21 protein-coding genes and 2 rRNA genes are annotated in these 25,619 nt (G+C 39.5%); 16 read left to right on the top strand and 7 right to left on the bottom strand.

Annotated features, from left to right (window positions below):
* The first annotated feature begins 2 nt into the window (after positions 1–2).
* From rrf (H5089_RS12260) to glsB, 3 genes are all read left to right on the top strand, one after another.
* A 5S ribosomal RNA gene (gene rrf, locus H5089_RS12260) occupies positions 3–117 on the top strand.
* A gap of 62 nt (positions 118–179) precedes the next feature.
* Positions 180–294: ribosomal RNA gene (gene rrf / locus H5089_RS12255) — 5S ribosomal RNA — on the top strand.
* A gap of 156 nt (positions 295–450) precedes the next feature.
* Entirely contained in the window at positions 451–1,374 is a 924-nt protein-coding gene (glsB, locus tag H5089_RS12250) for a glutaminase B (protein WP_002961081.1), read from the top strand.
* Positions 1,375–1,410: 36 nt separating this feature from the next.
* Here glsB and H5089_RS12245 read toward each other — a convergent pair whose 3' ends face one another.
* The gene (locus tag H5089_RS12245; RefSeq protein ID WP_033021433.1) at positions 1,411–2,715 is read right to left on the bottom strand and encodes an inosine/guanosine kinase; all 1,305 of its coding nucleotides are present in this window, start codon (positions 2,713–2,715) and stop codon (positions 1,411–1,413) included.
* Between the two features lie 178 nt (positions 2,716–2,893).
* Here H5089_RS12245 and tadA point away from each other — a divergent pair, with 178 nt between their 5' ends.
* Entirely contained in the window at positions 2,894–3,409 is a 516-nt protein-coding gene (gene tadA, locus H5089_RS12240; protein WP_002961078.1) for a tRNA adenosine(34) deaminase TadA, read from the top strand.
* Positions 3,410–3,411: 2 nt separating this feature from the next.
* Here tadA and H5089_RS12235 read toward each other — a convergent pair whose 3' ends face one another.
* A complete protein-coding gene (locus tag H5089_RS12235; RefSeq protein WP_002961076.1) occupies positions 3,412–3,579 on the bottom strand; it encodes a hypothetical protein in 168 nt (55 codons plus the stop codon).
* A gap of 164 nt (positions 3,580–3,743) precedes the next feature.
* On the bottom strand, positions 3,744–5,252 hold the full coding sequence (gene mltF, locus H5089_RS12230; RefSeq protein ID WP_182712290.1) for a membrane-bound lytic murein transglycosylase MltF: 1,509 nt from the start codon (positions 5,250–5,252) through the stop codon (positions 3,744–3,746).
* A 211-nt stretch (positions 5,253–5,463) separates the two neighbouring features.
* Here mltF and purL point away from each other — a divergent pair, with 211 nt between their 5' ends.
* The 4 genes from purL to H5089_RS12210 all read left to right on the top strand — a co-directional run bounded on the left by purL (position 5,464) and on the right by H5089_RS12210 (position 12,623).
* Positions 5,464–9,354 (top strand): phosphoribosylformylglycinamidine synthase, encoded by a 3,891-nt coding sequence (gene purL / locus H5089_RS12225; RefSeq protein ID WP_182712289.1) that lies wholly within the window; start codon positions 5,464–5,466, stop codon positions 9,352–9,354.
* 277 nt (positions 9,355–9,631) lie between these two features.
* Positions 9,632–12,082, top strand: coding sequence for a YdbH domain-containing protein (locus tag H5089_RS12220; protein WP_182712288.1), 2,451 nt, complete (start codon positions 9,632–9,634; stop codon positions 12,080–12,082).
* A 2-nt stretch (positions 12,083–12,084) separates the two neighbouring features.
* Positions 12,085–12,282: a YnbE family lipoprotein gene (locus H5089_RS12215; protein ID WP_024595684.1), complete on the top strand. Its 198-nt coding sequence runs from the start codon at positions 12,085–12,087 to the stop codon at positions 12,280–12,282.
* Positions 12,283–12,293: 11 nt separating this feature from the next.
* Positions 12,294–12,623 (top strand): YdbL family protein, encoded by a 330-nt coding sequence (locus tag H5089_RS12210; protein WP_182712287.1) that lies wholly within the window; start codon positions 12,294–12,296, stop codon positions 12,621–12,623.
* Positions 12,624–12,671: 48 nt separating this feature from the next.
* On the opposite strand, the gene H5089_RS12205 is transcribed toward H5089_RS12210, so the two are convergent.
* Together H5089_RS12205 and waaA are read right to left on the bottom strand one after the other, a co-directional pair.
* Positions 12,672–13,220, bottom strand: a complete 549-nt coding sequence (locus tag H5089_RS12205) for a DUF1415 domain-containing protein (protein ID WP_182712286.1) — start codon at positions 13,218–13,220, stop codon at positions 12,672–12,674.
* The gene (gene waaA, locus H5089_RS12200; RefSeq protein ID WP_182712285.1) at positions 13,217–14,500 is read right to left on the bottom strand and encodes a lipid IV(A) 3-deoxy-D-manno-octulosonic acid transferase; all 1,284 of its coding nucleotides are present in this window, start codon (positions 14,498–14,500) and stop codon (positions 13,217–13,219) included. Before waaA ends, H5089_RS12205 begins: the two co-directional genes overlap by 4 nt.
* Positions 14,501–14,682: 182 nt before the next feature.
* On the opposite strand from waaA, the gene H5089_RS12195 reads away from it, so the two are divergent.
* On the top strand, positions 14,683–15,273 hold the full coding sequence (locus tag H5089_RS12195) for an SIS domain-containing protein (RefSeq protein ID WP_002961065.1): 591 nt from the start codon (positions 14,683–14,685) through the stop codon (positions 15,271–15,273).
* On the top strand, positions 15,273–16,712 hold the full coding sequence (gene hldE, locus H5089_RS12190) for a bifunctional D-glycero-beta-D-manno-heptose-7-phosphate kinase/D-glycero-beta-D-manno-heptose 1-phosphate adenylyltransferase HldE (protein WP_182712284.1): 1,440 nt from the start codon (positions 15,273–15,275) through the stop codon (positions 16,710–16,712). Before H5089_RS12195 ends, hldE begins: the two co-directional genes overlap by 1 nt.
* A gap of 82 nt (positions 16,713–16,794) precedes the next feature.
* On the opposite strand, the gene H5089_RS12185 is transcribed toward hldE, so the two are convergent.
* A complete protein-coding gene (locus H5089_RS12185) occupies positions 16,795–18,300 on the bottom strand; it encodes a capsule assembly Wzi family protein (RefSeq protein WP_182712293.1) in 1,506 nt (501 codons plus the stop codon).
* Positions 18,301–18,511: 211 nt separating this feature from the next.
* Here H5089_RS12185 and H5089_RS12180 point away from each other — a divergent pair, with 211 nt between their 5' ends.
* Both H5089_RS12180 and H5089_RS12175 read left to right on the top strand, forming a co-directional pair.
* Positions 18,512–19,585, top strand: coding sequence for a glycosyltransferase (locus H5089_RS12180; RefSeq protein WP_182712283.1), 1,074 nt, complete (start codon positions 18,512–18,514; stop codon positions 19,583–19,585).
* The gene (locus H5089_RS12175; RefSeq protein WP_182712282.1) at positions 19,582–20,667 is read left to right on the top strand and encodes a glycosyltransferase; all 1,086 of its coding nucleotides are present in this window, start codon (positions 19,582–19,584) and stop codon (positions 20,665–20,667) included. The genes H5089_RS12180 and H5089_RS12175 overlap by 4 nt, the downstream gene beginning before the upstream one ends.
* A 31-nt stretch (positions 20,668–20,698) precedes the next feature.
* Here H5089_RS12175 and H5089_RS12170 read toward each other — a convergent pair whose 3' ends face one another.
* The gene (locus H5089_RS12170) at positions 20,699–21,427 is read right to left on the bottom strand and encodes a 3-deoxy-D-manno-octulosonic acid kinase (RefSeq protein WP_182712281.1); all 729 of its coding nucleotides are present in this window, start codon (positions 21,425–21,427) and stop codon (positions 20,699–20,701) included.
* A gap of 122 nt (positions 21,428–21,549) precedes the next feature.
* Here H5089_RS12170 and H5089_RS12165 point away from each other — a divergent pair, with 122 nt between their 5' ends.
* The 4 genes from H5089_RS12165 to tdh all read left to right on the top strand — a co-directional run bounded on the left by H5089_RS12165 (position 21,550) and on the right by tdh (position 25,600).
* Positions 21,550–22,608, top strand: coding sequence for a glycosyltransferase family 9 protein (locus tag H5089_RS12165; protein ID WP_182712280.1), 1,059 nt, complete (start codon positions 21,550–21,552; stop codon positions 22,606–22,608).
* Positions 22,608–23,171, top strand: coding sequence for a D-glycero-beta-D-manno-heptose 1,7-bisphosphate 7-phosphatase (gene gmhB, locus H5089_RS12160; protein WP_182695085.1), 564 nt, complete (start codon positions 22,608–22,610; stop codon positions 23,169–23,171). Before H5089_RS12165 ends, gmhB begins: the two co-directional genes overlap by 1 nt.
* A 159-nt stretch (positions 23,172–23,330) precedes the next feature.
* Positions 23,331–24,524 carry a glycine C-acetyltransferase gene (locus H5089_RS12155; RefSeq protein ID WP_002961055.1) on the top strand — a complete coding sequence of 398 codons (1,194 nt, stop codon included), beginning with the start codon at positions 23,331–23,333 and terminating at the stop codon, positions 24,522–24,524.
* Positions 24,525–24,574: 50 nt separating this feature from the next.
* Positions 24,575–25,600, top strand: a complete 1,026-nt coding sequence (gene tdh / locus H5089_RS12150) for an L-threonine 3-dehydrogenase (protein WP_024595694.1) — start codon at positions 24,575–24,577, stop codon at positions 25,598–25,600.
* Positions 25,601–25,619 lie beyond the last annotated feature (19 nt).

The following is a 25,619-nucleotide window of genomic DNA, read 5'->3' as shown; positions in this document are numbered from 1 at the left end:
TGCTTGGTGACAATAGCGTTTTGGACCCACCTGACTCCATGCCGAACTCAGTAGTGAAACGAAACAGCGCCGATGATAGTGTAGCATTTGCTATGTGAAAGTAGGACATTACCAGGCTTCAAATTCAGTCGAAGGACTTTAATCTTAATAATTAAAATAAGAAAATTGAAAAGAATTTTCTTGGTGACAATAGCGTTTTGGACCCACCTGACCCCATGCCGAACTCAGTAGTGAAACGAAACAGCGCCGATGATAGTGTAGCATTTGCTATGTGAAAGTAGGACATTACCAGGATTTAATTAAGAGAAACCCGTTACAGTAATGTGACGGGTTTTTTGCTTTTTTAAATTAAGAAAAACATCCCCCCTTTAAATTCAACAACAAAACTAGTTGCGTCTATTCGCGCGTGCTAAAATCCAATTTTTATGAATGATGATATAGAGGTCTAGTTTGCCTACAGCTGATTACCAAAAGGTGCTTGATGAAATAGCACATGAAGTACGCCCTTTATTATCACAAGGAAAAGTAGCTGATTATATACCAGCCCTTGCAGAGGTCGATCCTGAGCAATTTTCTATCGCTATTTATACAACTGATGGTAAGACTGTATGTGCGGGGGATTGCTCTCAACGTTTTACCATTCAGTCTGTTTCAAAAGTTATGACACTTACTATGGCACTGCAACGTTATGGTGATGAACTTTGGCATCGAGTTGGAAAGGAGCCTTCAGGTACTGCCTTTAATTCGCTTACACAGCTTGAGTTTGAAAAAGGGATTCCTCGTAACCCTTTCATAAATGCAGGCGCAATTGTAACGTGTGATGCGTTATACAGCCGCTTATCTGCACCAATGCACTCTATGCTCGAGACCTTTAGGTTGTTAGCTGGTAATAGAGGGATAGTGATTGATAAAAAAGTCGCTAATTCTGAGTATGAATTTAGGCATCGTAATGCTGCTATGGCACATTTAATGAAGTCGTTTGGTAATTTTGAAAATGAAGTCGATGATGTTTTATGGTCTTACTTTAACTTTTGTTCTATTGAGCTCAACTGTATTGAATTAGCCAAAGCTTATAATTTTTTAGCAAATAAAGGTGTTGATAATCGATCGGGCGATCGTGTTTTAAGTAGCCGTCAAAATAAGCAGCTTAATTCGCTATTATTTACCAGTGGCTTATACGATGCTGCGGGGGATTTTGGTTACAGAGTAGGTATGCCAGGTAAATCGGGAGTGTCAGGGACTATTTTAGCCGTGTTACCAAATAAGTTTACGGTAGCTGTTTATTCTCCGGGACTTAATTCGTTTGGTAATTCGGTTGCAGGAATTGCAGCGTTGGAACTGCTATCTAAAAAGCTCGATATTTCTATTTTTTAGGAAGTTGATAGGGAGCAATGATTGCTCCCACCGTTATTATTGTTCCCAGTAAACCTGTTCTAAGCAGTCTTCGCGTTCTGGTAAACCGCGAGATAAACGAGGAGAGTGCTGAACTAACACTTCATAACTAGCTCGGTTAGCATATTTACTAATTTGCGATAGTGACGAGTAAGTAATAGCTTGTTGCTGATGCTTAGCAGAGTTTGCCACATTAAGTTTATGATAAACATTTGCTGATAAGTCATGTAGCACAGCCGCTAAAGCACAATCGCCTGCACCATTGGTGTTTTTGATTGAATCAGGTCCACCCATAAATGGGGCTGTATGGCTATATGCTCTGATAGGCTCATCACACTCGGTTTTACGCATAGCACGTGAAAATTCGTATCGATTAAAATCAGGTATTGCTCCTGGTAATAACGGGTATTCGGTTTCACGCTTTAAGCTTTCGTCTACGTAGCCGGCCATAAATAAGCCTTTTTCGCCAGCGGTGCAAATTACCAAATCCACCCAATCAAGTGCTTTATCGGCTGCTAGAAGAGGGTCTTCAAAACCTGTAATAGCTAACCCTTCTTCTTCGTTCATAGCAAGAATATCAACATGCTTTTCAACAAAGTTTGCCCACCAGGTCGGGTCTTGTTCAATTAAGAATTTAGTTCCGAGTGTAAGAACAACTGGCACACCTGCATCATTAGCGTATTTTACCGCTTGCATAGTCGCTTCAGTCATCGTTTCACTACCTTGCGTACGCATGAGGTAGGCACTGATCACTAATGCTGATGAATTTTCAATAAGGTTTTTATCGATAGATTCAGGACGTAAGTGATTCATTAGGCCCGCACTTATTGCAAAAGTACGCTCACCGGTTTCATCAATTAATGTAAAACAACGACCTATAGGCCCATCTACTGGTTGAAGATAGTTTAAATCTACACGGCTTGAGGTATTACATAAAAAGCGGTAAGCATAGCTACCTATTTTTATATTTTCGCTCATTACGCCTAATAAAACTGAGCGATCATCTGCAAGTACAGAGTAGTTGTGCATAGTGTTACCAATGGTCCCACCGGCAAACTCAAAATCAACCATATCGTTTAATTTTAAACGATCGTATAAGGCGTTCGTTATGTCGCTATCAATAACTTGTGACATACCTCTACGTAGTTGAAATTCGTCAAGGAAAGCTTGATCAACTTTTGCCTCTATATCAACAACGATCTGATCGATACCCGTAATATAACTACGTTGTAATCGCTCTGTTGCGTTAAGTTGATTAGTAAGTGGATCTTTGGCTTCCACTGGAAAATAATGTTTATGCCTGCGGCGTCCAGGAAATTTCATTTGCTACCCGTGTTGTGAGCTAAATAAAAAAAGCGTGAGATTATAGCGTAAATCCACACTAGTGAGCCATTACAAACAGGTAAATATCGTTTTATTTTTGCAATAAAGTAATGAATGACGCACTTTAGAGTGCTAACTAGGTATAATTACAGCATAAAAAGTTATTTAAGTAGAAAGAATGAACGAGCCATTTAATGATTCCTACTGGATGGAGCAAGCGCTTTTGTATGCAAAGCAAGCAGAGTTGCTTGATGAAATTCCGGTTGGAGCAATTGTAGTAAAAGATAACCAGCTAATTTCAGTGGGGTACAACCGCTCAATAACGGATAACGACCCATCAGCCCATGCGGAAATGATTGCAGTGCGAGAAGCTGGAAAAGTACTTAATAATTACCGCTTAATTGATTGCACACTATATGTAACGTTAGAGCCTTGCTCTATGTGTGCAGGACTGTTGGTGCATAGCAGAATAAAGCGTTTAGTATTTGGTGCCCTCGATGCTAAAACAGGCTCTGCAGGTTCAATTATGAACTTATTACAAGAGCCGAGGTTAAATCATCAAGTTGAGGTGTGCGGTGGTGTTTTGGCACAGCAATGCGGTGATACTATTTCGAATTTTTTTAAGCGTAGAAGAGCGCAAATTAAAGCAGCTAAGAAAGCTGCTCGTGATGAACAAATAAATAAACCTAGCTAGAGTTAACTAGCGATTGGCTCTATTTCTGTTTCAGCCATTTGCTGCATAGCAAACATTCGGCGGCGCCAGATGATTTTTTTGTGCAGTTTTCTTAGCATAACACGACGACGTGTGGCTGTTGAATAAATCACATTGCGTTTTAATTTTTGTGTGCGTCTACGTTTTAGCATGTTTTCTCCTAATGCAAGAGTGAGAAAGGCGCAGGGTATATCTTATAAAATAATAATATACAAGTAATACACATTAGTGATCATTTGATGACAAGTAAACAGATATTTAATTTACTTAAATTTTGCTTACTGGTTTGCTCAAAAAACTGATACCTATATAAATCTTAGTTATTGTTTTCACTCGGTTGTTCGGGCTCAATTATAGGCTGTTGTTTTTCTGTTTGCGCTTCATCTTTGTTACTTTTATCGTCACTTTCTTCATTTAAGTTTGGCTCGGTATCAGTGCTCTGCTCTGTGATTGGTTCTGGCTCAGACTCTACAGCAATAGCATTATTCTCATCTAGCCAAACAAGTGCATCGTAATAGCGACGAATATTATCAACATATTTAACCGCTACATCGCCACGCGCATAACCATAGCGAGTTTTACGGTAATAGCGCTTTTTAATTAACAGCGGTAAGCGTTTTTTTACATCAGCCCATTTATCAGGGCTTGCGCCTTGCTGCTCGGTAATTATACGCGCGTCGTTAACGTGCCCCCAACCTACATTGTAAGCCGCTAGTGCAAGCCATGTTCTATCAGGTTGAGGAATTCTATCAGGTATACGCTTAATCAGTTTACTTAAATACTTACCACCACCGCGAATATTTTGCTCTGGCTCTAAGCGGTTGGTAACACCTACTTGTTTTGCTGTACTGCGGGTTAGCATCATAATACCGCGAACGCCTGTTGGCGATTTAGCACGAGGATTCCACATAGATTCTTGATAGCTAAGTGCCGCTAATAAACGCCAATCAAGGCTACCAGCATATTGTTCAAACCATGGTTGGTATGTTGGTAAGGTTTCTTTGATAGCTTCGATATAAGCAAGGGTATTTACATAGTTAAATTGGCGTACGTGGCCAAAGTATTTTTCTTCAAGTACGTAGAGCTGATTACTCTGTTTTATATCGCCAAAAAATGGCACTAATAAGGAATATAAAGAATCATCTTTTGATTTATTAAGTATCCATGCAATCGGGTCGTTATGACTAACAGAAAAACCGATACTTAAATTTGGATGATAACGGCGAAATAACGATAGCGTATGTGTATCAGCGAGTGTGTAATCAATCTCGCCATCAATAACTGCTTGAAGTAGTTCTTCTTCATCAAACTCTTCGCTTTCTATCCAAGTAAGATCTGGATTGTTTTTTTTCATTTTTTGCAGAGTAAGCGAATGACTACTTTTAGCGATAACAGTAAAGTTGCCATCTAAGTCGGCAAACTCTCGAGGACGAACACGTCCTTGCTTATAAACTAATTTTTGGCTGATTGTTCTGTAAGTTGGTCCATAACGGTATTGCTCTGCACGGGTTTTATTATAGGTAAGTCCTGAGGCAATTAAATCTAAATCACCGCTTTCAAGGCGTTCAAACATATCGGATAAGTTAAAAAATGGCACTATTTCAAGCTCTACACCTAGATATTCAGCAAATGCTTGAGATAGCTCATATTCAAAGCCTTGTTCACCTTGAACGGCTTGATAATAATTACTAGCACTTGCAAGTGTACCCACACGTATTTTGTTTTGTTCTTTTATTTGGGCGAGTTGAGTTGGCTGCTCTTGCATATCACATGCACATAACAGCATAACTAAAGTAATGATTATTATTAGTTTTTCTTTGAACATTGAGTGCCCCTTAAGCTCGCCAGCCACCGTTATAGCAAAACTAAGCCATCGCGTCACTTTACCTTTTATTTTATTAACCAAAAGAGGCTATAAATAAAGCTAAAAAGTTAATTTTATGAAAAGCGTAATTTTGAGTTAAATCTGAATGCTAATTGGACTATAATGCGTGCCTAAAATATCGTTCAATCCCTAACCCCGGATGAAATTACCTATGTTGATCCTTCGTGGTGCACCAGCACTGTCAGAGTTCAGAGTTAATAAAATTTTAGCGCGTTGCCAACAATCGCAACTTCCAGTCACTAACGTATACGCCGAGTATGCTCACTTTGCCGATTTAACATCGCCGTTGAGTAGCTCTGAGCAAACCAAGCTTGAAAAACTATTAACTTACGGTCCAACTATTGCTGAGCATACCCCAGCTGGCAAACTTGTACTTGTTACACCTCGCCCAGGTACCATTTCACCTTGGGCATCTAAAGCTACCGACATCGCCCACAACTGTGGTTTAAAGCAGGTTCACCGTGTTGAACGCGGTATTGCTTATTATGTTGAAGGTGATTTAAACGCAGAACAACTTGCACAAGTAACTGCGTTATTGCACGACCGCATGACTGAAGCCACACACAATGAACTTGAAGATGCGGCTCAGCTGTTTCGCAGTGATGCCCCACGCCAAATGTCGTCTGTCGATATTTTAGGTGGTGGACGCGAAGCACTAGCAACAGCCAATGTTGAGCAAGGCTTTGCGCTTGCTGATGACGAAATAGACTACTTAGTAGAAAATTTTACAAAGTTAGGACGTAACCCTAACGACATCGAATTGTTTATGTTTGCACAAGCGAACTCAGAGCATTGTCGCCATAAAATATTTAATGCTGACTGGACAATCGATGGTAAAGAGCAGCCAAAATCGCTGTTTAAAATGATTAAAAATACGTTTGAGCTAAATCCTGAAAATGTATTGTCGGCGTATAAAGATAACGCGGCAGTAATGAAAGGCTCAAAAGCGGGTCGCTTCTTCCCAAATGCGCAAGGTGAATATGCGTATCATCAAGAAGACATTGAAATACTAATGAAAGTTGAAACTCATAACCACCCAACAGCTATTGCGCCATTCTCAGGTGCTGCTACAGGTTCTGGTGGTGAGATTCGCGATGAAGGCGCAACTGGTCGTGGCTCTAAGCCAAAAGCAGGGTTAGTTGGCTTTACTGTATCAAATTTACGTATTCCAGGTTACGAGCAACCGTGGGAAAGCGATTTTGGTAAGCCGGGTCGTATTGTAAACGCACTTGATATAATGACAGAAGGTCCACTAGGTGGCGCTGCATTTAATAATGAGTTTGGTCGTCCTAACTTATTAGGCTACTTCCGTACTTACGAAGAAAAAGTAACAAGCCATAACGGTGAAGAAGTACGTGGTTACCATAAACCAATTATGCTTGCCGGTGGTTTAGGTAATATTCGCTCTGATCATGTTCAAAAAGGTGATATTCCTGTAGGCGCTAAATTAATTGCGCTAGGCGGGCCTGCAATGAACATTGGTTTAGGCGGTGGTGCTGCATCAAGTATGGCCTCAGGTCAGTCAAACGAAGATTTAGACTTTGCTTCAGTACAGCGCGAAAACCCAGAAATGGAACGTCGTTGCCAAGAAGTTATCGATAAATGTTGGCAGCTAGGCGATGAAAACCCAATCGCGTTTATCCATGATGTAGGTGCCGGCGGTTTATCTAATGCGTTTCCTGAGCTTGTTAATGATGGCGGACGTGGTGGTAAGTTCCAATTACGTAGCATCCCTAACGATGAGCCAGGCATGGCACCACACGAAATTTGGTGTAATGAATCACAAGAGCGTTATGTACTCGCTGTTGGCGTAGAGGACTTTGACCGCTTTGAAGCAATTTGTAAGCGCGAACGTGCCCAGTACGCTGTTATTGGTGAAGCAACAGCTGAACCTCACTTAACTGTGTCAGACAGCCACTTTGAAAATAACCCTGTTGATTTGCCGCTGGACGTATTATTAGGTAAAGCACCTAAAATGCACCGCGATGTAACGTCAAAGCAAGTTGTTGGCAAAGCGCTTGATATCACATCAATAAATGCAGCAGATGCAGCGCAGCGATTAATGCGTTTACCAACCATTGCAGAAAAAACATTCTTAATAACAATCGGCGATCGCTCAGTTACGGGTTTAGTAGCGCGCGACCAAATGGTTGGTCCTTGGCAAGTACCTGTTGCTAACTGTGCTGTAACTGCGGCAACGTATGATACTTACCACGGTGAAGCTATGTCACTCGGTGAGCGTACTCCGGCTGCATTACTTAATTACGGTGCATCTGCTCGTTTAGCTGTGGCAGAGTCGTTAACTAATATTGCCTGTGCAAATATTGGTAGCCTTGAAAACATTAAGTTATCGGCAAACTGGATGGCAGCAGCGGGTCACCCAGGTGAAGATGCTGGTTTATATGAAGCTGTTAAAGCCGTAGGCGAAGAGCTTTGTCCTGCGCTTGGTTTAACGATTCCTGTAGGTAAAGATTCTATGTCGATGAAAACGACATGGAAAGATGAAGGTGACTCACAAGAGAAGTCAGTAACATCGCCGCTTTCACTGGTTATAACTGCGTTTGGTCGTGTTGACGACGTACGTAAAACAGTAACGCCACAACTGCGCACAGATAAAGGCGATACATCGCTTATATTAGTTGATTTAGGTGCGGGTAAAAACCGCATGGGCGCATCAAGCCTTGCACAAGTTTATAAGCAATTAGGTGATGTAACCCCTGATGTTGATAGCCCTGAGTTATTAAAAGGCTTCTATAACGCAATGCAAGCACTTGTGGCTGATAGTAAGTTACTTGCTTATCATGACCGCTCAGATGGTGGTTTATTTACCACAGTAGCTGAAATGGCGTTTACGGGTCATACCGGTGTAACTGTTGATTTAGCAGCTTTAACAGGTTCAGACATTGAAGCGCTTTATAACGAAGAGCTAGGTGCGGTAATTCAAGTTGCAAATGCTGATTTAGATGCAGTAAATGCGGTGTTTGAACAACATGGTATAGCTGCAATTAGCCACAGCATTGGCACGCTTAACAGTGACGATACGATTATATTTAACCGTGGCGAAAATACGGTACTTAATCATACGCGTACTGAGCTTCGTACTATTTGGGCTGAAACAACGTATCAAATGCAAGCACGCCGTGATAACCCTGAGTGTGCTAAGCAAGAGTTTGATGCTAAATTTGATGCAAAAGATCCAGGCTTAAACGTAAAACTTAACTTTGATTTAAACGAAGATATAGCTGCACCATACATTGCAACCGGTGCTAAACCGCAAATGGCTATTTTACGTGAGCAGGGTGTTAACTCTCATTTAGAAATGGCGGCAGCGTTTAATCGCGCAGGTTTTGCAGCCGTTGATGTACACATGAGCGACATTTTAGAAGGTCGTTTAACACTAGAGCAATTTAAAGGTTTAGTGGCCTGTGGTGGTTTCTCATACGGTGACGTACTTGGTGCGGGTGAAGGTTGGGCTAAGTCTATTTTGTTTAACGACATGGCACGCGATCAGTTCCAAAACTTTTTCCACCGTGAAGATACTTTCAGCTTAGGTGTATGTAACGGTTGCCAAATGTTATCAACGTTAAAAGAGTTGATCCCTGGTACTGAATATTGGCCGCGCTTTGTAACTAATAAATCAGAGCGTTTTGAAGCACGCTTTAGTTTAGTAGAAATACAAGAGAATCCGTCTGTGTTCTTTAACGGAATGGCTGGCTCGCGTATGCCTATAGCGGTTTCTCATGGTGAAGGTCATGCTGAGTTTGCAAACGATGCAGCCACTAAAGCGGCGCTTGATAGCGGCACTGTAGCGGTTAAATTTGTAGATAACTACGGTAACCCTACAACGCAGTACCCAGCGAATCCTAATGGTTCTCCAGAAGGTATTACCGGTATTACGTCAACTGATGGTCGTGCCACTGTAATGATGCCGCATCCAGAACGTGTATTCAGAAGCGTTGCCAATTCTTGGCACCCAGATGAGTGGCTCGAGGATAGCCCGTGGATGCGTATGTTCCGTAACGCACGTAAAAACGTAGGTTAATTATATTTACGTTTATACAAGTTAGATTCATAATCTTACTGTAAAATAAAAAAGGCTGCATTGTGCAGCCTTTTTTGATTATACCAATCTGCTTATATATGGGGTCTATTTAACGTTAAAAAAATTACGCTAGAACTAGGCAAAAGTTTTTATATCTACTTGTTCTAAATAAAAAACTTTTAACGACGTTATAGTGCAATTTAATTCGTTAAATTGATCAAAGATTTATGCAGGTTGGTATTAGTATAGCTAAAAGCACAAAGCATTTAAGGATAGTATGTTTAAGCGAATTGGTTTAATTGTTGGCGTTTTATTACTAAGTACCTTACTGCTTGGTTATGTATTTCGCTTGCCTTTATTACAGTGGGTTATAGCGCCTGAGCTCGAAAAAGCGGGTGTCACATTAAACTGCCTTGATTTTTCAATCACGTCTAGCTTAAATATTCATGCTGACAGAGTGTGTTTAAATTATCAAAATCAACAATTACAACTTACTGGTATTACTGCAAATACAAAGCGTGTAGATATTGAAAATGCAGTGCTAACTGTTAATCCACTCCCTAAAAGTGATAATGCTAATCAGCTTGCTAAAAATCTCGATTTAGCACTTCCCTTAAATCGCCCATTAATCAATATTAAACAGCTTGTAGTAAAAAGTGATGAGCTCAATAAGCCACTTAAAATAAGCATATTAGAACCCGAACTAAATAAATTTAATGTCTCAGGTGATATAAACGCAAGTGCAATTTTGACTGCTAATAAAGTAAGGGGTCAGTTTGAAATTAATGACACTTTTTTAAAGCACGTTATAAACACTAAAAATACATTAATAGCAGATTTTAACTTTAATACTCAGCAAGCATTTAGCTTTGATGGTATAGAACTTGAGTTAAATGGCGATATTAGCTCCCAGTTTGCTCACACGTATGAGCAGTGCAAAGTTAACGTATTAACCACTGGTAAATTGGCGACGCGTTTTAATTTAAATAGCCAAGCGTTAATGTTTAATACCGATTTGCTTAATAACAAAATTAATTTAACACCAAGCTGTACTGAGTTAATTCCACCAAGTGAATATGCAGGCTTTATTAGCAAACAAGTTCCTTTAAATTGGCAACTTAAACTCCCTCAATCAATTAGCTTAGAGGCTAGTGGGTTGAGGGTGCCTGCAATTAATTTGGTAAGCGTGGGCGATAAGCAATTTGATATTTTAATAACAGATACAACACTAAATATTACATCTCCATTTAAAGACTTACAGTCAACTTTATCAGCTCAAATAAATACACCCGATATAAATAATATTAACGTTAATGCTCAGTTATCTGGCACTGCAATTAAAGGCGATTACGCCGTTATGCTTGAAAATTTACCTGAGTTTGTACCCGCAACAGCGGATGGGCTTAGCCTTAGTGGTCACTTTAATATAAGTGAGTTTATAGACTTAAAACCAATTGGGCTTATAAATGCTAAATTAACGCTTAATAGTGTAGATGCGTTTAATATAAGTGCAGTGCAATACCAAGGTGATTTAATAGCAAAAATGGATAAACAGTTAAACGCAGAGGTAGCGTTAACTCAGCAATTAAAAAGCGCAGAATATAAAGAGTTTAAAGTCACAGATATAAGTAACACATTAACAGCAAATGCTAATTTAGGCGTAGGTGAGTTATTTGCTGATCTAACAGCAAAAACGAATATAAAGGCTGTTAATAGCCCCGACATAAAACTTAGTAATATAAAAGTAGAGTCTACGGGCTTGCAAAGCCGTGCACTAAAAGCCACGCATCACGCATTTATAAACGATGTTGAGTTAGTGATAAATCATCATATGTCGTCGCAAGCTCATCCATTTGAAGTAGTTATTCCTGAACAAAGTGCGCTGTCGTTAAATGCGTTTATTAGTCAATTTGAGCCACTTTCACAGTTAACAGAGGGCGAATTTAATGGCTATATTAGTGGCGATATAAACTTACAAAATGCACTGTTCAATATAGGGATTAGTCATACAAGTGCATTGTATAACGATTACCTTGCGAGCGATTTAAGCAGTATATTTAGCGGGGAATATAATTCAGGTAAGCTTAATGTAAAACCAACTACCTTTAATTTAAATGAGCTTAGGGCGGGTGCCGTAGTTAAAGCGGTTGAAGGGCAGTGGCAAGTGAGTAGTAATACCGCGCTTATAAATGATGTAAAAGGAAGTGTGTTTGGTGGTGAGTTTTCATTAGATAGCTACACAGTAGGGAAGCCAAACCAAGTTGCTAATGTTAAGTTTGAAAATATTGATGCAAGCAAACTTGTTACACTCGACGATAAGTCGGGCATTGTATTAACGGGACGCTTGGCGGGGTCTTTACCGGTTCACTTTGATAGTGGAAAAATTGAAATAATTGACGGTAGCTTATTTAGCCAAGGAACAGGTAATTTAAAAATTACCAATAATGCCGCTTTTGATTCAGTAATGCAGCAACAGCAAGAGTTACAACCTGTGTTAGGGCTATTAACTAATTTAGATATTCAAAAACTTAATAGCAGTGTGGCACTAAAAAATGATGGTTGGTTAAAACTAGGGGTTAATTTGCAAGGCTATAATAAAGCAGAGCAGCAGCAGGTTAACTTTAATTATAACCACGAAGAAAACGTATTTACACTTTTACGCGCACTGCGTTTAAGTGACGAAATTACACAAAAAGTTGAGCAACAATACTTACAAAAAGGAAACTAATAATGAGACAGTCGTTATTGATAAAAGTACTGCTCGCGCTGAGTGCTATTAGTACACTAAGTGCTTGCACGCATCGTGTTGAGGTGTCTGCTAAAGAGCCCATTACTATTAATTTAAATGTGAAGGTCGATCACGAAATTCGCGTAAAAGTAGATAAAGAACTCGACAATTTATTTAGTGACGACAGTGAGTTATTTTAAGGAGCTAGAACATGAATACGAAGAAAAAATTAAATATTATTACGTTAGTTAGTGCAGTATGTATGTCTTTCTCTGCTTGGGCTATTAGCCTTGATGACGCTAAAAACCAAGGTTTAGTAGGTGAAGATAGCTCTGGTTATTTAGGACTTGTTGTACAAAACGCAGAGGCAAAAGCCGTTGTTGATGACATAAATACAAAGCGTAAAGCGCAGTACTTAAAGCTCGCTAAAAAGAATAACTTGTCGCTTTCACAAGTAGAAGCACTTGCTGCCGCTAAAACAATTGAAAAAACCCAAAGTGGTCATTACGTTGAAGTAAATGGTAACTGGGTTAAAAAATAAGCGTTTGTTATTGTCTTGTTCTGCACAAACCAAAATAAAACCGAGCATTTAAGCGCTCGGTTTTTTACAGCCTTCAAGTAACTGCTGCCAAAAATCAATCCCCTTACGCCTTGCTAGATTTATATTATGCTCAGGAATAGATTCAGGCTCGTTATAACTATCAAGTGCTTCGCTCATACTTGCTTCGCGGATTAAATGCAATGTAGGAAAGGGCGCTCTATTTGTGTAGTTTGCGGCATCGGTTTCATCACTGTCAGCAAATACGTAATCAGGATGAAAATTAGCGATTTGATACTTACCTTCAAAGCCTTGCGCGACTAAAAGTGCATTAGCTAAATCGACCAAGTCTAAAAAGTCTTCAAAGTCACTAAAGCCATTGTCAAACATCATAAGGGTTGTTTCGCGCTCTGGTTCACGGTCAAGCTCAACACATTGCTCAAGCATATCCATTACAGCATCATCCATGCTCGTTGCAGAGCTTACTATGTAATGAATACAGTTATTTTCCACTTCTTTACGTGCAAATGGGCAAAAGTTATATTTAACAATAACAGATGATACCCATTCGCGGGTTTGGCTTATAGCTATGTTGGTCACGGTTTTGGCTCTAAATATTGATTAATAATGGTAAGTGTTTTTTGTATAGCACCTTGGTTTTTAGTTACGCATTGCGCAGCTTTAATACCTAAGGTTTGGCACGCTTTTGTGTTTTGGCTAAACGTTATAAGCTGCTTTGCGAGTTCGTCGTTACTATCAACCACTACAGCACCTTTGAGCTTTGTTAGCTCGGGATAAACATGGTCAAAATTGTATGTGTGTGGACCTGTTATTACACCTACCGAAAACGCTGCTGATTCCAGTGGGTTATGCCCACCTCTGCGAATTAAGCTGCCACCAATAAAGCTCACATTTGCAGCGCCATATAAACACTGTAATTCACCAAGCGTATCAGCAAGAAGTATTTGCTCATTATTATAGTTGTTTTCGCTACGACGGCTAAAACTAAGTGGGCTTTGCGTTAAAAGCTCTGCCACTTTGTCAAATTGCTCTGGATGGCGCGGGGCAATTATAAGTAATGCGTTCGGTTGCTTTTTTAGTAATTCTTGATGGGCTGAAAGTATCAGCTCATGCTCAACAGGATGTGTTGAGCCTGCCACCCACACAAAGCGTTCATTACTACTATAAAGCTGTTTAAGGTTGAGTACTTTAGCTAGTTGCTCTTCATTTGGTGTTATATCAAATTTTATTGAGCCTGTTACATGGCTTTTTGAAGCTTCAAGACCAAGTTCAATAAAGCGTTTAGCATCTGTTTTATTGTGACTCGCAAGTACCGTAATTGAGCGCATAATAATATGCGTTAATTTAGCGACCTTTTGATAGCCCTGCTGTGACTTTTCAGAGAGTCTTGCATTGATGACAAGCACTGGTATGTTTTTTTTGTGGCTTATCGCCATTAAATTTGGCCATAGCTCGGTTTCTAAAATACATAATGCTTGTGGCTTTATACGCTTTAAAAATCGAGCCGTCGCAAACGGGAAATCGATTGGTAAATAGCTACACGCTACAGTATTTTTAAACTGGCTAAGTATTTGCTCTCTGCCTGTTGGAGTATTACAGGTTATAAGTATATTTAAATTTGGATGCACTTTTTGCAAAGCTTTAATAAGTGGCGTTGCGGCAAGTACCTCGCCAACAGAAGCACAATGAAAAACTAAAGGTTTAGTTTTAACCGTAAATAAAGACTTACTGACAAACCCAAAGCGCTCTTTAAAGTGTGCACGATAGCCTTGGTTTTTTTTACCTCGTAAAATATAGAGATAAAATACAATCAGTGGGCTAATAATAATTAATGCGAATGAGTAAAAAATGCGTGCCATACTGATCTTTCTTAAAGGGAAGTGGCGTTAGTTTACCGTGAAATAGCCGTTTTCTAAACAGACTCGTTATAAAATATGGTCTGGGTTCAGTTATAACCCGATAAAATACACACAATTAAATAAAATTATGGAATAATGAATTTAATTTTTCCTGCCATTTCAGTTCCAAGAGGAATTTTTTCATGTCAATTATCGATTCAGTGGCAACTAGCTACGTTGAAACATTAAACCGTCATCAGGCATTATTTGAAACGATGGAGGCTTATCATCAAGAATCTATGCAATTGTTAGAAGCATGCCATAGTGCATTACAAGCTGGTGGCAAGATTGTTTGGTTTGGTAACGGTGGTAGTGCAGCAGATGCACAGCATTTAGCTGCAGAATTTGTAGTGCGTTATAAATTAGAACGAGGTCCGCTTGCCTCAATGGCATTGACCACCGACACCTCAATTTTAACAGCGCACAGCAACGATTATCACTTTGATACGGTGTTTGAACGCCAAGTACAAGCGCTATGCAAGCCAGAAGATTTAGTTATTGGTTTAACCACATCAGGTACTAGTAACAATATTAATTTAGCATTAGAGGCTGCAAATAAACTAGGCGCTTTTACTGTTGCATTAACTGGACGTGATGGCGGTAAAGTAAAAGACATTGCTAAGTTACCTATTATTATAAAAAATGACGAAACAGCACGTATTCAAGAAGCTCACATGTTTATAGGTCACTGGTTATGTGAAGCCATGGATATGGTTGTTGCGGAGCAGCAGTAATGGATTTATCGTTATTAAAAAACTTATCAGCGGCACGAATATTAGTTGTTGGCGATGTAATGCTAGACCGCTATTGGTATGGTGATACAGGTCGCATTTCGCCAGAAGCGCCAGTACCGGTTGTTAAAGTAAGTAAATTTGAAGACAAAGCGGGCGGTGCAGCTAACGTTGCAAAAAATATAGCGCGGTTAGATGCAAAAGTTGGCTTATTGGGTTTAATTGGTGAGGACGAAAGCGGGCAGATTTTAGAGACCATCCTAAAAGGTGAAAAAATAAGCTCACAATTAGTCAGTGTATGTGATTTACCGACTATTTCAAAAATGCGTGTTATTAGCCGCCACCAACAATTGGTTCGACTTGATTTAGAAGAAATGTTTACTGAGCAACATAGCCAGCTTTTATTAAACCGCTTAGAGCTTGTACTTGATGAATACGACTTTATAGTGTTCTCTGATTACAGCAAAGGATCTTTAAGCTTAATTAAAGAGATGATAAGCCTTGCTAAGGGCGCCGGAAAAACGGTTTTAATCGACCCTAAATCGCCAGATTTACATTTATATGAAGGTGCTGATTACATTACACCTAACTTACATGAGTTTAAGTTAGCGGGTGGTCAAACCGATTCAGAAGAGGCTTTAGCAGCAAGTGCGCGTGATTTAATAAGCAAAAATGGCATTAAAGCTATGTTACTTACGCGTTCTGAGCAAGGTATGTCGCTTATTAGTGCAGATGAAAAATTTGATTTTGCAGCGCAAGAGCTTGAAGTAAGCGATGTAACCGGGGCCGGTGATACGGTTATAGCTACACTCGCGGTTATGCTTGGCGCGGGCATGGAACCTAAAGATGCTGTCGAAATTGCTAATTTAGCCGCAGGTATCGTTGTGAGTAAGTTTGGGGCTGCAACCGTCTCGCCAGAAGAGCTAAGCCGCAAGCTTGGTCAGTATTTACATACTACGGGTGAGCATTACCAAACACCATTTGATGATGTACTTCAGCATATTGAATTTGCAAAACAAAACGGCGAAACCATTGTATTCACTAATGGCTGTTTTGATATTTTACATGCTGGGCATGTACGTTATTTAGCACAAGCTAAAGCACGAGGCGATAGACTCGTTGTTGGATTAAATAATGATGAATCTATTACGCGCTTAAAAGGGGCAGAACGCCCTATTAACCCGCTAGATGAGCGTGCGATGGTACTTAGCGCACTTTCATCAGTTGATTGGGTTATTCCGTTTGGTAGCTTAGATGAAAACGATACTCCCGCTAAATTAATTGAGCAAATAAGCCCTGATATTTTAGTTAAAGGTGGCGACTACACCGTAGAGCAAATAGCGGGTGCTGAGCACGTACTTCGTCATGGCGGAAAAGTTGAAGTGCTTGAATTTTTAGATGGGTGCTCAACATCAAAAGTAATTAGTAAAATTAAACAGTAATTACTGATTTAAGTTACTAAAAATACAAAAAAGGGATGAAAACAGTGTTTTCATCCCTTTTTATTTTTAATAAAGTAACTTACTAAAAATTTAATTCATACTTAGCAAATGCTGATGTATCGTTTTCAGCACCGTCATTGTTAGATGCAAAAGCACCTAAAGTGACTCGCCCTCCCATAGAAAGCATTCTATAACGAAGCTCTAATTGCTTACTATTAAAGCCTGTTTTAGTAATTGTATTTCCTAAGTCAGGATTATTAGGATAAAGGTCACGGTTATCGCTGTTGTAATCAACACTGCGTAATTTTACCTGCCAATCATCACCATTAGAAAGCTGACCAAGTAGGGTTAGGACAACTGATTGCGAATCATTATCATACGTCGAACCAATAGTGCGTCCATGGTAGCGATAGCCAGACTTATAAGTATCATGCTCATAGTAACAATTTTCAACTATTGATTCAGCTTGGCATGAAACACCAGTATCTATATATTCAACATTTACTAATATGTTTTGAGCATAAATGCGCTGTGTTGTTTGCACACCAAATAAGTAAGCTCTATCAGCGGGTTTAAACTGTGAGCTAGCATCTTCACCTATAGTGCTGGCATAAACCGCATATGGTTGATCAAATAAGGTATCTGACCAACGAATATCAATACCAGCCAATTGATTACCTATTTTCGACTCTAACTGGCTATCACAACTCTCATTGCCATCGATACATGCTGTTTGCCCAGTTATGACATCAATAAAATCACCCGCAGAGCTCGGTTGTCCGTCACCTGCCCATTGTGCAGACCAGCTAAGTGCAATTTCTAACTGTTGAATAGGGCGAAAATTAACACGAGTACTCCACAGTAAAGCATCAGGTATAACACGTGTAGACTCAAGTTTAGCCATTTGTGCGGTAAAGCCCCATTGACCAATCCAGCTTAACCATGGTGTTTCAAAAGCAGTACTTTTTTCTCTGGTTACACTTAGTGCAGGTAAAGGTTTCGCATTACCAGACATAATTAAGCTGTTATCAACACCAGGTCCCCAAAATTGCTCAACAGCACCGGCTCTAAAAATCCAGTTACCTAAACGGTAAGCTAAGTAACTATCGTCAAGTGAGGTATCGTTACAATCGGTTAAAGCTTGCTCATCGGTAACTATATCGTCAGTCGTTTTTCCATCAACTAAACATTTTTTACCGTCGCTTCTGTAATTTATAGCTACTTTAGCTGCAAAGTTATCGCCTAAATAAGCGTAAGCTGCTGAAAGCTCTGTTTCTTGTGTATTTGTTGCACCAAAGCTTGTTGCTATGATCGGATCTGTGGCTGCAAAAGCAGATAATTGAAGACTATGCGAGCTGCTATTTTCTGATTTATATCGATGCTTAACGCGAAGTAAAGCATCTTGCAAGCTTGGAGATAATTGCTCAAGCGGCATGCTTTGCACATCACTTATAAAACTTTTCCACATAAGCGGATAGGTAGTTACAGGAGCTAAAATAACACCGGCATCAGCTAATTGTTGAATATCAGCTCTAAGACCGTAATCATCGGGTTTTACCCATGGTTCAGCATTAACTGACGCGCTCATAGCGCAAAAAAGAGTAGAAAGTAGAAAAATTCTGTTTCGCAAAGTTCAGATCCTTGTGATTTAGATTGCGGCTAAGTTTATCAACCTAAGCTTGTTATTGCAGTAAATAATCAAATTTATAGAGCTAATTTAATATATTAAAATGTAACCTAGCTATCGTAATAAGTATCTGATTGGTATACTGGAGTTCAAATAGGAAATTGAGAATGTAATGAGCAACAAACGACTTTTATTTATTCCCGTATCATCACCAGAAGGCATTGGTGAATATATGCGCTCGTTGTTGTTGGCTCAAAGTTTAAAGGCAGAACTTACTGATTCTCTCGATATTCACTTCATACTAAACAAGCATACAAGCTACGCAAAAAAGTGTCCTTTTGAAGCCACATTGCTTGAACACTCAGGGACTAAAGAGCTTGATTCTGTTTGCGACTTTATAGAGCAATTTAAACCTGACGTCGTTGTTTTTGATTGTGCAGGACGTGCAGGGCATATGAAAGCGGCTAAAAAAGTAGGCGCTAAAGTTATATTTATTTCTCAGCATGCAAAAAAACGCGCTAAGGGATTGAAGCTAAACAGGATTAATTTAATTGATACACATTGGGTTGTACAGCCTGATTATTGTATTGAGCCACTTACATGGGCTGAAAGTGCGAAGTTAGACATGTTTCCCTTGGCACCCCCTCGTAATGTAGGCCCTTTTGTTGCATTTGCTTCTTGTGAGCAAAAACGTGATGTTTTAAATCGCTATAACTTAGTATCTGATGGCTATTTTATTGTTAATGCGGGTTCTGGCGGGCATATATTAAATAATCTTAATTGTGCTGAGGTTTACTTTAAAGCCGCGCTTAAAATTACTAAGCATACTGGGTTAAAAGCAGTTGTTGTGTTTGGTGCAAATTATAATAAAGCAATTCCTAAAAGTGATGAGGTTACTTGTTTATCAAGCCTGCAAGGAACCGAATTTTTGGCATTAATGAGCCAAGCTAAAGTCGCATTACTTAGTGGTGGAGATACTTTATTGCAAGCAATTGCAGTTCAAACCCCTGTTGTGGCATGTGCTATCTCAAAAGATCAAAATACACGTTTGGATCATTGCGTTAATGCAGGTGTTGTAATAAAAGCAAATCTTGATATTGATGAAATTACAACGAAAATAGCTCAAGTTATTACCGAGCCTTTTTATAGTGAATTTATTGGTAAGTATAAGCAACTCGATAGTACACATAGCTTCGACGTGATCACTACTGGTATAAAAAATATGCTTGTAGGAGATCGCTTATGAATATAGTGATTGTAATTGATTCACTAGTAGGTGGTGGTGCTGAAAAAGTAATGCTTACTTTGGCTGAAAAAATGGCGAAACTACAGCACAATGTCACTATATTATCTCTTGCGAGCAACGCTGAGTATGACATTCCTGATATAGTTAAAGTTGACAGCCTTTTTCCTGATAGAGCATCTAAAGTAGATAGATTCTGGCAGCGAAAAAATAGTATTTTGCGATTAGAAGCGTGGTTTGAAAAAAAACAAAGCGAGATTGGCAATATTGACCTAGTGCTTTCTAACCTTGATAGAAGTAATAATTTACTTGCACGTAGTAATATCAAAAATGTTCACTTTGTTATTCATAACTCCGTCAATTCAGAACTTGCCCGTCAAAAAAAGTTAGGTCCATTTTCATATTTATACCTTAAAAAAAGTAAGCAAAACTTAAATGGTAAATCACTTATTTGCGTATCAAAGGGTGTTGAAAAAGAAATAACACAAGGGGCTTTAATTAACCCAAGTGCAATCGCGACTATTTATAACCCGTTCGATTTTGAAAAAATAAACCAACAAGCAAATGAGAAAAATAACGACATCCCAAATGAGTCTTACTTAATTCATGTAGGAAGGCTCGCTAAACAAAAACGCCACGATATATTATTTGCAGCATTTGCAAAGCTTGATAAAAAATACAAGTTAGTCCTTTTATGTAATAAACCTGCAAAAGCGTTAAAGCTTGCACAGCAATATGGCATAGATAAACAGTTAGTAGTGCCTGGATTTCAACAAAACCCATACAACTGGATTAAGCATGCCAAAGCTTTAGTTTTGAGCTCTGATTTTGAAGGGCTGCCAACGGTATTAATTGAGGCTTTAGCGGTGGGTACTCCGGTAGTTAGCACTAATTGTACATTTGGACCAAGCGAGATATTAACAGGCGAGCTGAGTAAATATTTAGTACCCGTTCAACAAAGTGAGGCATTAGCCAATGCCGTTATGCAGGTGCTAGCAGATAAGCCAAATGTAGAAAACGCAGATATTCTAAAACAAGTACAGGCAGAGCAGGTTGCTCTGCAGTATTTAGCTTTGGCTAACTAAGTTAACTGATATTAGGTTAACTGATATTAAGTTAACTTATATTAGCGAGTGTTTTGAGGTAGTTGCTGTGCAGAGTTTGCCAGTCATTCACTTGCCAATTAAATACATCATTTCGACCTTGCTCTTTTAAAAATGAGCGCTCAAGGCGTGCCATATTACTTTGTTGCCACTGTGGGTTCGGCGCTCTTATTTCACCTCTATCAAAGTCGATAATATACACATCACCAGTATCATCAAACAATATGTTATTAATGTTTAAATCGGCGTGATACACACCTTTTGAATGAAATAGCGCGATTGTTTTAGCAATGCGCTCCAACTCATCTTCAGTCAATGGGCGTTCAATTAATATATCGAGTACACTTTTAGCGCCTTTAACAGCCTCGGTAATAATATCACCACGGTAAATTAATCCGCTGTGGGTTACTTTAGCTGCAACAGGGGTTGGTACGTTTAAACCAAGCTCTATAAGCTTACTCATTAAGCTAAACTCTTTAAATACGCGGGTTTGTTCAAGTCCTGGGTATAAATATTGATCGCTTAGCAATTTACCCACTAAGCCACCGCGCCAATAATGCCTAAGTACGGCTGTTAATTCGTCTTGCTTAAAAAACCACGCAGTTGCTCGACCTTTTTTAGCGCCCACAATTTTATTTTGTTGTTGCCAATAATTTGCATCAAACCAATCGAGGGTAATTTGGCTTGTGTATTTAGGGTGGCTTAATAGCGTGTGATTGCCTTGCACGTGTTGTTTAAACATAGCTCTGTGTAATTGCTAAATAATGAGTCTATATTAGCGCGTTTTAAAGCGCAGGATAAGTGCTTGCAATAGCGTGATTATAATTTAAGATCGGCTTTTGTATTTAATACCTAAGGGAATGTGTGACTCAAGCTCCTAATTATTCATCTATTTGTATATTAAGACTCTCAGCCATTGGTGACGTATGTCATGCTGTGAGTGCAGTACAAGCTATTCAAAAGGCACACCCGAATGCAAAAATCACCTGGGTAATTGGCAAAATAGAAGCCATGTTACTTGCTGACTTACCGGGTGTTGAGCTGGTGGTATTTGATAAAAAGCAAGGCAAAGCAGCGCTTAAAAGCTTAAAGCAACGCTTCAACAACCAAAAATTTGATGTGCTTCTTAATATGCAAGTTGCATTAAGGGCTGGGTTTGTAGCGCGTTGTGTTCCTGCAAAAGTAAAAATAGGGTTCGATTGGGCTCGTTCAAAAGAATTGCACAGCTTATTTATTAATAAACGAATAGACCCACAAGCCCAGGCGCATGTGCTTGAAGGCTTTAAAGGTTTTGCAAAAGCCATTGGTGTAGCTGATTATAAACCGAGTTGGGACATGCCATATACCGAGCAAGACCAAGCGGTTGCAGATGAGTTATTAACATCAGAATACCTAACTAATAAACTATTAGTAATATCGCCCGCAGCTAGTAAAGCGCAGCGTAATTGGCTCGCTGATCGTTATGCCACATTGGCTGATTATGCAAGCGAGCAAGGCTTTAAGGTGGTATTGACGGGTGGCCCAACAGAGCTTGAGATTAACCTAGCAAATAGCATTATTGAGCACAGCAACACGCCTATTTTAAATTTAGTCGGTAAAACAAAACTCAAAGAGTTGTTGTGCGTGTTAAAGCGTGGCAGCTTAGTGCTCGCGCCCGATACGGGTCCTGCGCATATGGCAGTAACAGTTGGTACGCCGGTTATTGGTTTATATGCACATTCAAATCCAGCACGCACAGGTCCTTATTTATATCAAGACTACGTGGTAGAGGTTTATCATCAAAACTTGTTTAAGCAAACAGGTAAAACGGCTGAGCAAGTACCGTGGGGTACACGCGTAAAAGGCGATGATTTAATGAGCCAAATTACAGTTGATGATGTAAAAGCGATGTTTGACCATGTTGTACAAAAAGAGTCTTTGTAATGAATGCACAACAAAAAAATAAAGCGCTTTTTTTAGATCGAGATGGCGTGGTAAATGTTGATCATGGTTATGTGTATCAAAGCGATAAATTTGAATTTATTGACGGTGTTTTTAGCACTTGTAAAGCATTTTATGATGCAGGCTATAAAATCATAATCGTCACTAATCAATCTGGAATTGGTCGAGGTTATTACACCGAAGCTGATTTTTTAGCACTGACCGACTGGATGAAAGACCAGTTTAGTGCCCACAGCATTGAAGTTACCGATGTGTATTTTTGCCCGCATCACCCTAAAAAAGCGCGCCCTGAATATTTGAAAGAGTGCAGTTGCAGAAAGCCTGCGCCAGGAATGTTATTACAAGGCATACAAGAGCATAATATCGACCCTGCTTGCAGTATTATGGTGGGCGATAAACTCAGTGATATGCAGGCTGCGAAAAAAGCGGGCATCACTACACGCGTTTTAGTGCGTTCAGGGCAAAGCTTTGACCAAAGCGCTAAGCAAGAAGCTGATTTAATTATCGATTCTATAAGTAGTTTACCTGCACTTTTAAAAACATAAATAAACAGCCTGTAAACTGGCAGGAATTCCTTCCAACTGAGGGCGTTTGCGACGAACTGCAAACCGTGCATTTTACCCATTAAACTTTTACAATACCCCGCATAATAAACAGCCGTGAAAGTGCGGTTGTTTACCCGTTCAAATAGATGGAGAACCTAGATGAGAGCATCTGCTTTTTTTAGCCAGTTACAACAGCAAATTGAAGACGTAAAAACCGAAGGTTTGTATAAAAACGAACGTATTATTAAGTCCCAGCAGCAAGCTCAAATCGAAGTTGCATCAGGTAAAGTAATCAACTTTTGTGCTAATAACTACTTAGGTTTAGCTAATAGCCCAGAGTTAATTGAAGCGGCGCAAAATGGTTTAAATAATCATGGTTTTGGTGTGGCTTCAGTACGTTTTATTTGTGGCACGCAAGATATCCATAAAACACTAGAGCAAAAAATCAGTGCGTTTTTAGAAACAGAAGATACTATTTTATATTCTTCATGTTTTGACGCAAATACAGGTTTGTTCGAAACTATTTTAGGCGCAGAAGACGCTATTATTTCTGATTCATTAAATCATGCATCAATTATTGACGGTGTACGTTTATGTAAAGCTAAACGTTTTCGTTATGCAAATAACGACATGGCTGATCTTGAGAAGCAACTTATTGCAGCAGACGAAGCCGGTGCTAAAACTAAACTAATTGCTACCGATGGCGTATTTTCTATGGACGGCGTTATTTGTAATTTAGAAGCTGTGTGCGACTTAGCCGATAAATATGATGCGCTTGTAATGGTAGATGACTCTCACGCAGTTGGCTTTGTTGGCGAAAACGGTAAGGGTACACCTGAGTACTGTAATGTATTAGACCGTGTAGATATTATCACCGGTACATTAGGTAAGGCGCTGGGCGGTGCTTCAGGTGGTTATACATCAGGTAAAAAAGAAATTGTTGAATGGTTACGTCAGCGTTCACGCCCATACTTGTTCTCAAACTCATTAGCGCCTTCAATTGTTACTGCATCAATTAAAGTACTTGAAATGCTTGAAAATGGCGGCGAGCTTCGCGCTAAACTTTGGTCAAATGCTAAATATTTCCGTGAGCAAATGGAAGCTGCTGGTTTTACGTGTGCAGGTAAAGATCATGCAATTATCCCCGTAATGCTAGGAGATGCCAAAGTAGCCTCGTTAATGGCTGATAAATTACTTGCTGAAGGCATTTACGTAACCGGTTTTTCATTCCCTGTAGTACCAAAAGGGCAAGCGCGTATTCGTACACAAATTTCAGCGGCACATAGTATTGAGCAACTCGATACAGCTATCGATGCATTTACCCGTATTGGTAAAGAAATGGGCGTTATTTAATTTTATTTTAAACCGAAGCCTCGCTTCGGTTTTTTAATTGAGTGTGGATTATGAAAGCATTATCAAAATTAAAAGCAGAACCGGGCATTTGGATGACAGATGCACCAAAGCCAGAAGTAGGTCATAACGACTTACTGATTAAAATTCGCAAAACAGCTATTTGTGGTACCGACGTACATATTTACAAGTGGGACGAATGGGCAAGTAAAACCATTCCAACGCCTATGGTTGTTGGCCATGAATATGTTGGTGAAGTCGTTGATATGGGCCAAGAAGTTCGTGGCTTTCAGGTTGGCGACCGCGTATCTGGCGAAGGGCATATTACGTGTGGGCATTGTCGAAATTGTCGTGCAGGGCGTGTACATTTATGCCGTAATACAACGGGTGTAGGTGTAAACCGTGAAGGTGCGTTTGCCGAATATTTAGTTATTCCTGCATTTAACGCATTTAAAATTCCAGATAATATTTCTGACGAACTCGCTTCTATTTTCGACCCATTTGGTAACGCAGTTCATACCGCACTATCGTTTGACTTAGTTGGCGAAGATGTACTTATCACTGGTGCAGGCCCAATTGGTATTATGGCAGCAGCTGTTGCAAAACATGTTGGTGCTCGCCACGTTGTAATTACCGACGTAAACGAATACCGCCTAGATTTAGCACGTAAAATGGGGGCTTCACGCGCTGTAAACGTTGCCAATGAAAAGCTTGAAGATGTAATGAAAGAGCTAGGTATGACAGAGGGTTTTGATATTGGCCTTGAAATGTCAGGTGTGCCAAGCGCGTTTAATTCAATGCTTAATAATATGAACCACGGCGGTAAAATTGCCATGCTGGGTATTCCACCATCTGATATGGCAGTTGACTGGAACCAAGTTATTTTTAAAGGTTTAGTGATTAAAGGTATTTACGGTCGCGAAATGTTCGAAACGTGGTACAAAATGGCAAGTTTGATTCAATCTGGCCTAGATTTAAACCCAATCATTACACATCAATATTCTGTGGATGACTTCCAAGCTGGCTTTGATATGATGATTTCAGGTCAGTCAGGTAAAGTAATTTTAAACTGGGATTAGTTCCTAACTAAATTACAAG

It is taken from the genome of Pseudoalteromonas sp. SR45-1 (assembly GCF_014163655.1).
GTDB classification, from domain to species: Bacteria; Pseudomonadota; Gammaproteobacteria; order Enterobacterales; family Alteromonadaceae; genus Pseudoalteromonas; species Pseudoalteromonas distincta.
This window is presented reverse-complemented; position numbering and strand designations above follow the sequence as displayed.

What these genes read in the sequence shown, in the direction of transcription:
- H5089_RS12245 (WP_033021433.1), bottom strand. Translation starts at nt 2,715, where the DNA reads ATGAAATTTCCTGGACGCCGCAGGCATAAACATTATTTTCCAGTGGAA.
- tadA (WP_002961078.1), top strand. Translation starts at nt 2,894, where the DNA reads ATGAACGAGCCATTTAATGATTCCTACTGGATGGAGCAAGCGCTTTTG.
- H5089_RS12235 (WP_002961076.1), bottom strand. Translation starts at nt 3,579, where the DNA reads ATGCTAAAACGTAGACGCACACAAAAATTAAAACGCAATGTGATTTAT.
- mltF (WP_182712290.1), bottom strand. Translation starts at nt 5,252, where the DNA reads ATGTTCAAAGAAAAACTAATAATAATCATTACTTTAGTTATGCTGTTA.
- purL (WP_182712289.1), top strand. Translation starts at nt 5,464, where the DNA reads ATGTTGATCCTTCGTGGTGCACCAGCACTGTCAGAGTTCAGAGTTAAT.
- H5089_RS12220 (WP_182712288.1), top strand. Translation starts at nt 9,632, where the DNA reads ATGTTTAAGCGAATTGGTTTAATTGTTGGCGTTTTATTACTAAGTACC.
- H5089_RS12215 (WP_024595684.1), top strand. Translation starts at nt 12,085, where the DNA reads ATGAGACAGTCGTTATTGATAAAAGTACTGCTCGCGCTGAGTGCTATT.
- H5089_RS12210 (WP_182712287.1), top strand. Translation starts at nt 12,294, where the DNA reads ATGAATACGAAGAAAAAATTAAATATTATTACGTTAGTTAGTGCAGTA.
- waaA (WP_182712285.1), bottom strand. Translation starts at nt 14,500, where the DNA reads ATGGCACGCATTTTTTACTCATTCGCATTAATTATTATTAGCCCACTG.
- H5089_RS12195 (WP_002961065.1), top strand. Translation starts at nt 14,683, where the DNA reads ATGTCAATTATCGATTCAGTGGCAACTAGCTACGTTGAAACATTAAAC.
- hldE (WP_182712284.1), top strand. Translation starts at nt 15,273, where the DNA reads ATGGATTTATCGTTATTAAAAAACTTATCAGCGGCACGAATATTAGTT.
- H5089_RS12185 (WP_182712293.1), bottom strand. Translation starts at nt 18,300, where the DNA reads ATGAGCGCGTCAGTTAATGCTGAACCATGGGTAAAACCCGATGATTAC.
- H5089_RS12180 (WP_182712283.1), top strand. Translation starts at nt 18,512, where the DNA reads ATGAGCAACAAACGACTTTTATTTATTCCCGTATCATCACCAGAAGGC.
- H5089_RS12175 (WP_182712282.1), top strand. Translation starts at nt 19,582, where the DNA reads ATGAATATAGTGATTGTAATTGATTCACTAGTAGGTGGTGGTGCTGAA.
- H5089_RS12170 (WP_182712281.1), bottom strand. Translation starts at nt 21,427, where the DNA reads ATGTTTAAACAACACGTGCAAGGCAATCACACGCTATTAAGCCACCCT.
- gmhB (WP_182695085.1), top strand. Translation starts at nt 22,608, where the DNA reads ATGAATGCACAACAAAAAAATAAAGCGCTTTTTTTAGATCGAGATGGC.
- H5089_RS12155 (WP_002961055.1), top strand. Translation starts at nt 23,331, where the DNA reads ATGAGAGCATCTGCTTTTTTTAGCCAGTTACAACAGCAAATTGAAGAC.
- tdh (WP_024595694.1), top strand. Translation starts at nt 24,575, where the DNA reads ATGAAAGCATTATCAAAATTAAAAGCAGAACCGGGCATTTGGATGACA.